The organism is Arenibacter sp. S6351L (assembly GCF_023016025.1).
Lineage (GTDB): Bacteria > Bacteroidota > Bacteroidia > Flavobacteriales > Flavobacteriaceae > Arenibacter > Arenibacter algicola_B.
This window is the reverse complement of record NZ_JALKBB010000111.1, coordinates 1-481: the sequence shown is the minus strand read 5'-3', so window position 1 is coordinate 481 and position 481 is coordinate 1. Positions and strand designations below refer to the sequence as shown.

The following is a 481-nucleotide window of genomic DNA, read 5'->3' as shown; positions in this document are numbered from 1 at the left end:
AATTTAGGGGAGTCAGGAATACGGAATACTTCTTATATCGCTTGATTAAATTATATTCTTAAAATGGTAAAAACCCAACTTTTGGACTTGATCCCACATTGGTACAAAGACGTAGAGAACACAGGCTTTAGGGCCTTCAATACTATTGCTAATACGATATCGCTCAATTATAGGTCGATCCTGAACTATTTTATAAACAGGAGTACAAATGCATCGGCGGAATCATTCAATGCAAAAATAAAAGCTTTTAGAGCGCAATTCAGAGGAGTCAAAAACGTAGAATTCTTCCTTTATAGATTAACCACAATATTTGCATAAACACAACAATTGTTCTTGATCCGAAATTAGGCATGATCCTTATTTACGTTTTTGATTAGAAACAAATTTGAACCAACCGTTTTAATTAATAAATCATTAAAAAGGAATTGAATATTATTATCTTCTGAGAAGATAGCAAGTTATGTTTTAAGCATCTTAAAAC

General features: G+C 31.8%; 1 protein-coding gene. It reads left to right on the top strand.

Translation table 11 applies throughout. The annotated features are described in order from the left end of the window. The first annotated feature begins 63 nt into the window (after positions 1-63). On the top strand, positions 64-318 hold the full coding sequence (locus MWU82_RS24125) for a transposase (protein WP_247098316.1): 255 nt from the start codon (positions 64-66) through the stop codon (positions 316-318). Positions 319-481 lie beyond the last annotated feature (163 nt).

Bases quoted from the DNA above. Each gene is read 5' to 3' on its own strand.
- MWU82_RS24125 (WP_247098316.1), top strand. From the start codon at position 64: ATGGTAAAAACCCAACTTTTGGACTTGATCCCACATTGGTACAAAGAC.